Consider the following 10,213-nt stretch of genomic DNA (forward strand, 5'->3'; position numbering starts at 1 on the left):
GATTTGGAATCGACCCTTCATAAAACCCCTCGACTTATAGTCGAGGGTTGTTTAGTTTGACTTATATCGGTGGACTCCGTGATCTCTGTGGCCCAAAAATTTTTTATGCTCCGGGTTTAAACAAAGATCTCCCCAACTCAAAGGCTTTGAGGTTTAATTCCTCTGTCCCTGAAGGAACGCTTTCTTTAAGGCAGGCCTTGACCAGGTCAACATCGAGGATTTTCGTTCCTTCGACCATCGCCCCGAGCATGACCACGTTGGCCACCATCTGCTTGCCCAATCCCTTCGCGGACGAGGTGGAAGAAACGGGAATCTGCCGCCACCCGGGGTTTTCCTTAATTTTCACCAAGTCTGAATCATAGAAGACCAACCCCCCAACCTTGACTTCCCCGATTAATTTTTCATAAGCTTCCTGGGACATTACTACAAAGACATCAGGGTTAACCACGCCCACGTAAGTGATCTCTTTGTCGTCGATGACTACATTGCACTGGCTAGCCCCTCCCCGGGCCTCCGTTCCATAAGATTGAGTTTGGGCGGCCTGTTTTCCGGCATAGAGGGCCGCAGTCTTGCCCAAAAGAATTCCGGCTAAAAGTAACCCCTGACCTCCAAATCCAGCAAAGCGAATTTCTTGGCGCGCCATGATTTACTCCTTTTGACAGCTTCGTAAAAAGTTCCTCAGTCCCGCGAAATGCGGGAAGGCTCTTTTCCCTTGCGTAGTATTTAATCTTTTTGATATTTTTTCAAAAACTCCTGGTATCGTTCCACGATGCCCGTGCGTTCCGGACGGTACACGAATTCGCCAATGAGGTACTTTCCGGCCAACTCTTCCTTGGAAATTTTTTTTGCTTCCTTCTGGGAGACCGAATGGTCCTTGATCCATTTTAGCACATCTTGAGGATTACTGGTCTTCAGGACGTACCGGCCAAAATTGGTTGGGCATTGCAGCAAAACTTCGATGAAGGCCAGCCCTTTGGTCTGAATTCCTTTTTTAATGGAGTTGGCCAAAGGTTTGAAATCCGTGGACCGCCAACGGGCCACGTAGCTGGCTCCAGCTGCCACGGCCATCTGGCACATATCGAAGGGGTCTTCGATGTTTCCGTAAGGCGTGGTAGTGGTCACGGCTCCGAGGGGAGAGGTGGGAGCTACCTGCCCGCCGGTCATGCCGTAGATGCCATTGTTGAACAAAATGGCGGTGACGTCTAAATTCCTGCGGCAGGCATGGATAAAATGGTTGCCTCCAATGGCCCCGCAATCTCCGTCGCCGGTGAAACAAATAAAATTCATGTCCGGACGGGCCATCTTCAAGCCCGTCGCCACGGCAAACATCCGGCCGTGATGGGCGTCCACGTTATCTCCCACCCAGGTGGAGTAGGTGATCCGGCTGTTGCAACCCACTCCTTGTACCCAGACCGTGTCTTTGGGGGTCAAGCCCAATTCATCGACGGCCAAAAGCACGGCATGAACCACTTGGCCGATGCCGCATCCCGGGCAGGCCATGTGGGGCATGCGCTCCTTGCGCAGGTATTTAGCTACTAAAGGATGCAGAACATTCGGAGTTTCGCCAACCGTGCTCATGGGTAAAGCCTCCTTATCTCATTGAATATCTGCGCCGGAAGATGCGGCTCCACGCCTCCGGAACCCAGAAGGTAAACCTCGGCCTTTCCTTTGGACGCCCGGGCAACTTCCCGGGAGAGCTGCCCATCTATGTTCAGCTCGCAGACCAAAATATTCTTTACCTTCTCCGCAACTTTGAGGACTTCCCCGTCGGGGAAAGGCCAGACGATGATTGGCCGGAAAAATCCCACCTTCATCCCTTGCTCCCGGGCCATCTCTACCGCAGCAATGGCCGGGCGGGCATTTCCGCCGTAAGCCACAACAGCGAATTCCGCATCCTCCATTTTTTGTTTTTCCACCCGCACCAATTTATCTAGATTCTCGGTAACTTTGAAGACCAAACGTTTGGCCATCTTTTCTTGCATATCCTGGGCAGTGCTGGCGTACCCTTTGGAGTTATGGGTATAGGGCGAAACGCATATCCCGTAACCTTCTCCGATATTGGGGAAGGGGTAGTTGATGACTCCCGGCGTATCCAGGGGATACATAAGGAATTGTTCCGGCGGAACCGTAGGCTTAACCCTCTTCACCACCTTTAGTTCCGATTCTTCGGGAATGAGCAAAAGCTCCCGGGTATGTCCTACCGTTTCATCGGCAAGTAAAAAGACCGGGCAGCGAAAAATCTCGGCAAGGTTGAAGCATTCAATGGTCAAGTCAAAAGCTTCTTGGGTGGATTTGGGGGAGAGGGCGATAATGGAGCTATTCCCTCCTGCCGAGCCATAACGGATAGTGTAGAAGTCTCCCTGGCCCACGCGGGTCGCCACGCCGTTGCTCGGGCCGGCGCGCTGGACATCGACCACCACATAGGGAATCTCGTTCTTAATCCCCCAGCCCAGACCTTCCAATTTCAAACTGATTCCCGGGCCGGAGGAAATGGTCATAGCCTTCAACCCGCCTACCGAAGCCCCCCCCACGGCATGAATCGAGGCCAGTTCGTCTTCCATCTGCAGGCAGACTCCGCCTACTTCGGGTAGGCGCCGGGCCATAGTCTCCGAAGTTTCCGAACAGGGGGTAATGGGATAGCCGGCAAAGAAACGGCAACCAGCGGCGATGGCTCCTTCGGCAATGGCTTCATCGCCCTGGACGAAATATTTCCCCGGTTTGACTCCTGATGACATCAGCGGTCCTCCTTTCTCTTGGATTTACTTTTCTTTTTGGTTTTTTCCAGCAGGATCGCAAAATCAGGGCAGTAAAAGTCACAAAGGCCGCACTCGGTACAATCTTCGATGCGCACCGGACTGGGCAGATAATACCCTTTCTTGTTCATCTCGGTAGAAAGATCATAGACTTTCTTGGGGCAATAGGCGATGCAAAACCCGCACCCCTTGCAAAAGTCTTTTACGATGGTAATGGCCATTCTTTATAATCCCCCTTTCTCATAATCCAACCTGCCAGAGGAAATTTTTATCATGACTAAAGACGTAAGCTATGATCGTATTTTGTATACATAATTGAAGGGTGTCAAGGAGTTTCTTGCCCTTGTCTACCTTCACTTTCCATATTCAGTTGTAAATTCATAAAGATTGGATCTCTCCGCTTGCTGCAACGGTAGAAGTTAAGCTTCGGGATAGGAACGAACAACTGCCTCCTTGGCCAAACGAAGCATCTTCCTGCCTCCCTGGGCTCGAAAATATTAGGGAAATAAAAAAGTGAAGGGAGGCAAGGTTTCTTGCCAGGACTATTTGCTAGGAGGAAAACTCCTTGACTGCAAAAGATCTTGCAAGTGAGGAAAATCATCTTTCATGTGCGGGATGGACATGGCGTTGACGAATTCTTCGGTGAAATCCGGATGAGTGGTAAGCTCGATGTACTCAACTTGCCGGGCCATGCGGTCGGCCTCCGTTCTCTTCTCCCGGTTCAGTAAGGCTAAACAGGCCCCGTCTCCGGCGGCGTTGCCCACGGAAAAAACCTTTTGCAAGTCACAGTCTGGGAACATCCCTAAAATCATAGCCCTTTGGGAATCGATGTAACTACCGAATCCTCCGGCCAGGATGACCTCCTCCAGGTGTTTAACGCCCAACATCTTCATTAGGATCTTGGCCCCGGCATAAAGAGCCCCCTTGGCCAGCTGCACGGCTCGGATGTCGGCGGTTGAAATCGTGATCTCCCGGCCAATTGCAGTCTCCTCGGCTCGGGCGATGATGAACTCGCTTTCTTTATCTGTTTTCCTTATACGGCCGCTGGTTATGCTGTTGTTGATCCGCCCATTCCTTTCCAACACTCCGGCCCTGAACATCTCTGCTACAACCTCAATGATTCCTGAGCCGCAAATTCCCCTGGCCTGGATTTCTGCAGGTGGACATTCATCGCTCCATTTTTCCAGGCCGATGACTTTATACCTTACCTCCAGGGTATCGGGATCGATGCGCACCCGTTCGATTGTGCCAGGCGCAGCCCGCATCCCAAATTTTATATGGGCTCCCTCAAAGGCAGGTCCGGTGGCGCAAGAGGCGCAGAGAAGTCGTTGCTTATTCCCCAGGAGGAGTTCTCCGTTCGTACCTACGTCGATGATCAGGGCTATCTCCTCCTTGGAATAGGGTTCCTCGGAGATAAGAACCCCCACGTTGTCCGCTCCCACGAACCCTGCTTCTATGGGTAGCAGGTGGACATTCGCTGCCGGATGAATCTTCAGCCCCAGGTCGCGGGCTTTGATATCTAAGGAGTGATGGACTGCCGGAGCAAAAGGAGACAAACCTAAATATTGTAGGTCAATTCCCAAAAAAATATGATGCATGGCCGTGTTCCCCACCACGACCATCTCCAGAATCTCCTCCGGCATAATCCCCGCAGACCTGCCTGCGGATTGGGCCAGCCTATTCATTCCCTCAATGATTGCTTCCTGCAGGCGCTTTAACCCCTTGTCTTGATCGTTCATGGCATAGGTAATCCGGGTCATTACATCTTCGCCAAATATCACCTGTGGGTTCATCATCGATTCGGTTGCTACGACCTGCCCATTATTCAAATTGCAAAGATAAACGGCGACCGTGGTTGTACCGATGTCAACGGCCAATCCGTAAAAATCCTCTACCTTTCCCGGCTGGATACCCAGAATTTCTCGATCCATCCAAACGAAAGTCGTAATTTTCCAGTTACTCGCCCTCAATATCCGTGGAAGGGTTTGAAGAGACGAGACATCTGCGGTAAGATCTCTGAGGCCGTAATTGATTGCCAGCTTTTGTTGGAGGCGCTCAAAATCTCCCAGAGCTTCTTTTAAAGTCGGGGGGGTTAACTCAACATAATAACTTTTCACCCCAGGGTTTAACTTGGTAGTAGTTTGGTGAGCATCCTTCCGGATAGTTTGTTGGACGGCCCGGCTTTCCTCGGGCACATTGATTAGGACATCTCCTTGCAGTTTAGCAACACAGGCCAGGCGGTATCCTTTTTCTCGCTCTTTCTCTTCGATAAATTTATTTTCTTCTGGCGGAAAGAAAGAAAGATTTTCCCTGCGCGATTTTAAAGAACCACCTTCGAAGATGCCTTCTTCTATCCGAACCTTACATTTCCCGCAGGTGTGTTTCCCCCCACAAACCGATTCAATAGAGACACCCAGTTCGTGGGCAGCCTGAAGGAGAGTCTTTCCTTTCTCAACCAGTCCTCGCCGGCCTGAAGGCTGAAAAAGAACGGTGACTTTTTTCTTATCCAAGAATCAGGTTCCTCAAAAAATCACTTGGATCCTTGAACCCTCGACCCCTTGACCCCTTTTTCTTAGGGAACGTAAACGGTTACGATGGCGTTGGCCACGATCATCTCGTCCGTCTTATCGCCGAGCTCGGGAACGAATAGGGTCTTCCCCAATAGACCGCCCTGGTGTACTTCGATCGTTTTCTGTCCAAAAGGAAGGACCTTCAGTACCCGCTCCTTATCCACGGACTCTGGGTTCGGGCAGCCGATCAACACCTCCACAAATATGTCATCAGGATTTTTTAAGCCGGCGACTTCCCTCAAACCGCAAAGGCAACTCCGGTGGATGGCATCTTGAACCGCTTTTTCGGCGGCGCGAGTATTATCCTGGCCGTGTTGGTCAACCCCCATCCCTACCTCAATAACGAACTTTCTTAGCGCCATTGGGTCCCCCTGAAGTATTAACTTTCTTTTACCTAATAGCAAAAGAGCCGTTGGAAAGCAAGGAAACATTGAAAAACTAATGCCAAGTTGCTAAAAATTCGCGTTATATAATCTGGTGGGGTTTTTTACCCACCTTGCCGTGGCCCGGGGGTCAGGGTGCTGAGCGCGGGCAGTATCGGCCGGGAGAATACCTAATCCATGCTCCCCCTGACTTTCCGTAAAAGCAGGCGGGATGCCCTTTCCCGCCTCATCCATGAAAGGACCACCGCCTCATGATGCCAAGCGAAGCGCCCTGAGCACCGGGCCGTCCGAGAGGTTTGAATTATGATACGAACTTCCGAGACGGGACATAAGGACATTTTTGCAGGTGCATCCTATTTTTCTTGCCAATCCAACGGCGAATTTGCTAATCTGATTTCATGAGTAAAGGAATCGAAAAAGCTTTTGAAGAGTATCGCATTCTTAAAGAACCTTATTATTTGCCCATCGGCGATGAAGTGCAAATTTTTATTTCGGCCTATAACGCCCGGCTGCCAGTTCTGCTCAAAGGCCCTACCGGATGCGGCAAAACTCGGTTCGTCGAATACATGACGTACTTCCTGGGCAAGGAGATGGGAATTTCCTTCCCTTTGATTACGGTGGCCTGTCATGAAGATTTAACCGGCTCCGACCTGGTGGGTAGGTACTTGCTCAAAGGGGAAGAGACGATATGGGTTGACGGGCCTTTGGCTCAAGCCGTGAAGAACGGGGCCATCTGCTACCTGGATGAGATCGTGGAAGCTCGCAAGGACACCACGGTCCTCATCCATCCTTTGGCCGACCATCGGCGGATTCTGCCTGTGGAGAAAAAGGGGCAAATGATCGAAGCCCATGAAAATTTTCTCCTGGTCATATCCTATAACCCCGGCTATCAAAGCGTTCTGAAAAACTTGAAACACAGTACCCGCCAGCGTTTTGTGGCCATTGAATTTCGTTACCCCCCCAGGGAAATGGAAGCCAAAATCATTGCTCATGAAAGCGGGGTAAGCTTTGATATGGCCAACGACCTGGCCAAGCTCGGGGAAAAAGTACGTAATTTGCGGGACCAAGGGTTGGAAGAAGGGGTGTCCACTCGTCTTTTGATTTATACCGGATTGCTCATTACTCAGGAAATCGAACCGCGCCGAGCTTGTGAGGTGGCTGTGGCCCAGGCGGTGACCGATGATTCTGAAATGGTGCAAGGGATCCGGGAAGTTATCAACTCGATATTTCCGTAAAAAACCATAAGCCACAGAGGTCACAGAGTACACAGAGTTATAAATAATAAGAAAATATTCAAAATTTTTTCCCTTTTGTATTTTTACTTTTTAATTTATTTTTTACTTCTCTGTGGTCTCTGTGACCTCTGTGGCGATAAAGTTGTGGATGAAATGAACGAAGCAGAAGTTAACGCCTGGAATGAATTTGCCAAAGAGCTGAGGAAGCGGGTTCGCTGGGATCTTGAAAAAATCGAAAAAGCTTTGCTCAGCGCACTCCAAATCCTTCCGGCGTTAACAGCCGATGAGAGAGCGGAAATTCTGAAAATCGGCCTGAAAGTAGCAGAACGATCCAGCAAATTCGCCGTAACCTTTTTACGTCTCGCTCCCGGAGTTCTCGCCTCCATCGATCCCTCCTGTCGCCATACCATCCTTCGCTGGGCCGAGATTTTGGCCTCAGAGTCACGGGAAACCCTTCTCGAGTTTTTGGAAAGAAGTCCCCAAACCATAAAAGCCCTTCCGGAAAAAGAACGTTCCATATATCTCGATCTGGGCCTACGTCTGGCTTCCGAAGACTGGCCTATTTCATTAAAGTATTTTATGAATTTATCAAAAATAAGTCATGAAATACCTTCAGAAAAAATTTATCATTGGTATAAAGATGGGCTTCCCCTGATTGACAAAAACTTGCCCGCAGCCCTGGCCTACTACAGCCTGGAATCAAGGCATTCTCAGGAAAGAGGGCAAGCGCAGAGTACGGCCATTTTTTTCGAAGAAGTTGCCCGTCCTCTCAAACTTTTTGCCCAAGCCCTTACGGGGGAAAGCTTGAGTCTGAAACCGTTACCGGAATTAAGGGAGGGAATGCAGAACTCTTTTTATTTCTTGCCGTGGACGGATGGAGAAACGATCTATCTACCCCTGGTTTCCAAAGAATTTTCCTCCCCGGCACTAAACGTTTCTGCCTACAGGCTGGCTACAGCTCACCAAGCCGGTTATTTGGAGTTTGGGACTTTTACCTTTAAGCTCTCCTCCGTTTACGATCTCTTTCCCCCGGAACTTTTTCGCGCTTGTTTGCAGTCCATTGAAGATAAAGGGAAATCCATTTCTCCTTTGGAAGCTTTCCTCCGGCTTTTTCCCAAAACCAATTTAGCGCGCGATATCTTCCACCTGCTCGAAGGGTCCCGCATTGACCATTACCTTCGCCGAGAATACCGCGGTTTAAAAAAAGAAATGGACCTTTTCCTCAAGAAGACTATGGAAAAAAGGCCTTCGCCCACCTCGCTCCCTTTGCAAGAGGCCGTGTTGGAATCAATTCTGAGGATCAGCGTCCTGAGGAAAACGGATGGCAATTTTCCGGAGGTCGTAACTTTGCACCTGCAAGAGCTGCTTTCTCTACTGACCCCAATTTTGGAGAAAGGAGCGACGGTAGCAGATTCCGCCCGGGGCACGGTGATCCTTTATCGCTGGCTGAGTGCGTTGCCGAATTTTCGCTCCCTGACCCTTCACCCGGAAGAAGAACTGAAAGGTTGCCCATCATTGAATCAATCCCTTTTCGCAATTAGAGGAATGGATTTCGCCCCTCGACTGGCCAAAGGGGAGGAACCTTATAGCAGCCCCGCTCCTTTGCCGCACCGGGGGCAATTTCGCCCTGAACTGGTCCAGAAGAAATTGCGCCTGCGAGAGATCAAAAACCTTTTGAACCAAATGGCAATAGGCGTTCCCCTTTCGGCGGAAGAGTTGAAGAAGCTCCTCAATATGGGGCTGGAAGTGGAAACCCAAACCTTTAAGGGGGAAGGGGAGCGCGACTTTCAAGGTCTTTTTCTCACCGACCTGGAGGGGTTGAAAAGAGTCGCCAGTTCTAACCCGGCCCGTAAGAAGGACCGGGAAGAGCTGAAAGCGGAAATGGCGGATCTTCTTGCGGAACTCGGCGAAGATAGCGATGGCGCCTATTATTACGATGAGTGGGATTACAGGATCAGTGACTACCGGGTGAAATGGTGTCGGTTGAAAGAGAAAGAAGTTGAGGTAGGGTCATCGGGGTTTGTCTCCGAGGTTCTGGGTGCCTACGCGGATTTGGTGGCTGAAGTGCGCAGACAATTTCAGATGCTCAAACCGGAACGCTTTAAAAAAATCCCCCACCTGGAAAGAGGGGAGGAGATTGACCTCAACGCAGCCATCGAAGCTTCCGTCGATCGCCGGGCCGGCCATTCGCCTTCTGAAAAAATCTACATCGAGAAGAACCGAAAAGATCGGGATTTTTCTACTCTTTTTCTACTGGATATGAGCGCTTCCACCGATGAACGGGTGAATGGCAAAAATAAAACACCGGAGCTTACTCCTGACTTCCCCGCAGAGAAAAAGGTTATCGATATTGAAAGGGAAGCTTTGGTGGTTATGGCAGAGGCTTTAAAAGAGATCGGTGACGAATATGCCATTTTCGGTTTCTCAGGATACGGCAGGAAAGATGTAGATTTTTTTACCATCAAAAATTTTGCCGAAGAGTATGGAGAGAAGGTTAAAGGAAGGATTGGGGAGATTAAACCCCAGCGTTCCACCCGCATGGGGCCTGCAATTCGACATGCCGTGGAGAAAATGAATGGCCGAGAATCAAAAATTAAAAACATCATCCTGATCAGCGATGGCTACCCTCAGGATTACGATTACGGAGAAGATCGCACCGGCAAGGAATACGCCCTTCAGGACACGATGAGGGCTTTGGAAGAAGCTACCCGCAAGAATATTCACACGTTTTGTATTACGGTTGACCGCGCCGGCCATGATTATTTGCGCAAGATGTGCCATCCCTCCAAATACTTAGTCATCGAAGAAACCGCCGAGCTCCCCCGGGAACTTCCTAAAATCTACCGCCGCCTGACCACCTGACCCATAAAAATTCACCGCAAAACCACCTAACGATAATTTTCTTGATTCGGCAAAGGGTGTAATGGTATAAAAACAACGGTCACAGCCAAAAACCTCATAACTTCTGTAACATTGATCTTTTAGTCAAAAGCTATCCGCTGTCGAGCTGATGGCTGAACGCTAATAGCTGATTGCTTATTTACTTTGGGTTTTCTCCTTTCAACCTTTGGAGGAGCTAAAATGTTTGGAGTCATTGAAACCCCATTTCTCGAAAAGAGGGATGGGGTTTTTTATTCACCCATAAGAGATGAGAAGATAGATTAGCCCAGGCAGGCAAATTGTATGTTCGCTTATTTAAGAAACGCTAACGAACAAGATTTGACAGCAACTTCGATGATAACCGGCAAGGCTATACATATGAGGCTGAATTT

General features: G+C 49.7%; 8 protein-coding genes. 2 read left to right on the forward strand and 6 right to left on the reverse strand.

The features are described 5' to 3' along the window. Positions 1-103: 103 nt before the first annotated feature. From Q7V48_14975 to Q7V48_15000, 6 genes are all read right to left on the reverse strand, one after another. On the reverse strand, positions 104-643 hold the full coding sequence (locus Q7V48_14975; protein ID MDO9212029.1) for a 2-oxoacid:acceptor oxidoreductase family protein: 540 nt from the start codon (positions 641-643) through the stop codon (positions 104-106). Positions 644-723: 80 nt separating this feature from the next. After that, on the reverse strand, positions 724-1,578 hold the full coding sequence (locus tag Q7V48_14980) for a thiamine pyrophosphate-dependent enzyme (protein ID MDO9212030.1): 855 nt from the start codon (positions 1,576-1,578) through the stop codon (positions 724-726). Next, positions 1,575-2,735 carry a 2-oxoacid:acceptor oxidoreductase subunit alpha gene (locus Q7V48_14985; GenBank protein MDO9212031.1) on the reverse strand — a complete coding sequence of 387 codons (1,161 nt, stop codon included), beginning with the start codon at positions 2,733-2,735 and terminating at the stop codon, positions 1,575-1,577. The genes Q7V48_14980 and Q7V48_14985 overlap by 4 nt, the downstream gene beginning before the upstream one ends. Next, positions 2,735-2,974, reverse strand: coding sequence for a ferredoxin family protein (locus tag Q7V48_14990; protein ID MDO9212032.1), 240 nt, complete (start codon positions 2,972-2,974; stop codon positions 2,735-2,737). Before Q7V48_14990 ends, Q7V48_14985 begins: the two co-directional genes overlap by 1 nt. Positions 2,975-3,295: 321 nt before the next feature. Next, complete coding sequence (locus Q7V48_14995; protein MDO9212033.1) at positions 3,296-5,263, reverse strand: ASKHA domain-containing protein; 1,968 nt, start codon at positions 5,261-5,263, stop codon at positions 3,296-3,298. Between the two features lie 62 nt (positions 5,264-5,325). After that, entirely contained in the window at positions 5,326-5,685 is a 360-nt protein-coding gene (locus tag Q7V48_15000; protein ID MDO9212034.1) for a Lin0512 family protein, read from the reverse strand. Between the two features lie 419 nt (positions 5,686-6,104). Here Q7V48_15000 and Q7V48_15005 point away from each other — a divergent pair, with 419 nt between their 5' ends. Both Q7V48_15005 and Q7V48_15010 read left to right on the forward strand, forming a co-directional pair. Continuing rightward, positions 6,105-6,941, forward strand: a complete 837-nt coding sequence (locus Q7V48_15005; GenBank protein ID MDO9212035.1) for a CbbQ/NirQ/NorQ/GpvN family protein — start codon at positions 6,105-6,107, stop codon at positions 6,939-6,941. Positions 6,942-7,094: 153 nt separating this feature from the next. Next, a complete protein-coding gene (locus Q7V48_15010) occupies positions 7,095-9,803 on the forward strand; it encodes a VWA domain-containing protein (GenBank protein MDO9212036.1) in 2,709 nt (902 codons plus the stop codon). Positions 9,804-10,213: the final 410 nt, after the last annotated feature.

It is taken from the genome of Deltaproteobacteria bacterium (assembly GCA_030654105.1).
GTDB lineage: Bacteria > Desulfobacterota > SM23-61 > SM23-61 > SM23-61 > JAHJQK01.

Bases quoted from the DNA above. Each gene is read 5' to 3' on its own strand.
- Q7V48_14975 (MDO9212029.1), bottom strand. From the start codon at position 643: ATGGCGCGCCAAGAAATTCGCTTTGCTGGATTTGGAGGTCAGGGGTTA.
- Q7V48_14980 (MDO9212030.1), bottom strand. From the start codon at position 1,578: ATGAGCACGGTTGGCGAAACTCCGAATGTTCTGCATCCTTTAGTAGCT.
- Q7V48_14985 (MDO9212031.1), bottom strand. From the start codon at position 2,735: ATGTCATCAGGAGTCAAACCGGGGAAATATTTCGTCCAGGGCGATGAA.
- Q7V48_14990 (MDO9212032.1), bottom strand. From the start codon at position 2,974: ATGGCCATTACCATCGTAAAAGACTTTTGCAAGGGGTGCGGGTTTTGC.
- Q7V48_15000 (MDO9212034.1), bottom strand. From the start codon at position 5,685: ATGGCGCTAAGAAAGTTCGTTATTGAGGTAGGGATGGGGGTTGACCAA.
- Q7V48_15005 (MDO9212035.1), top strand. From the start codon at position 6,105: ATGAGTAAAGGAATCGAAAAAGCTTTTGAAGAGTATCGCATTCTTAAA.
- Q7V48_15010 (MDO9212036.1), top strand. From the start codon at position 7,095: ATGAACGAAGCAGAAGTTAACGCCTGGAATGAATTTGCCAAAGAGCTG.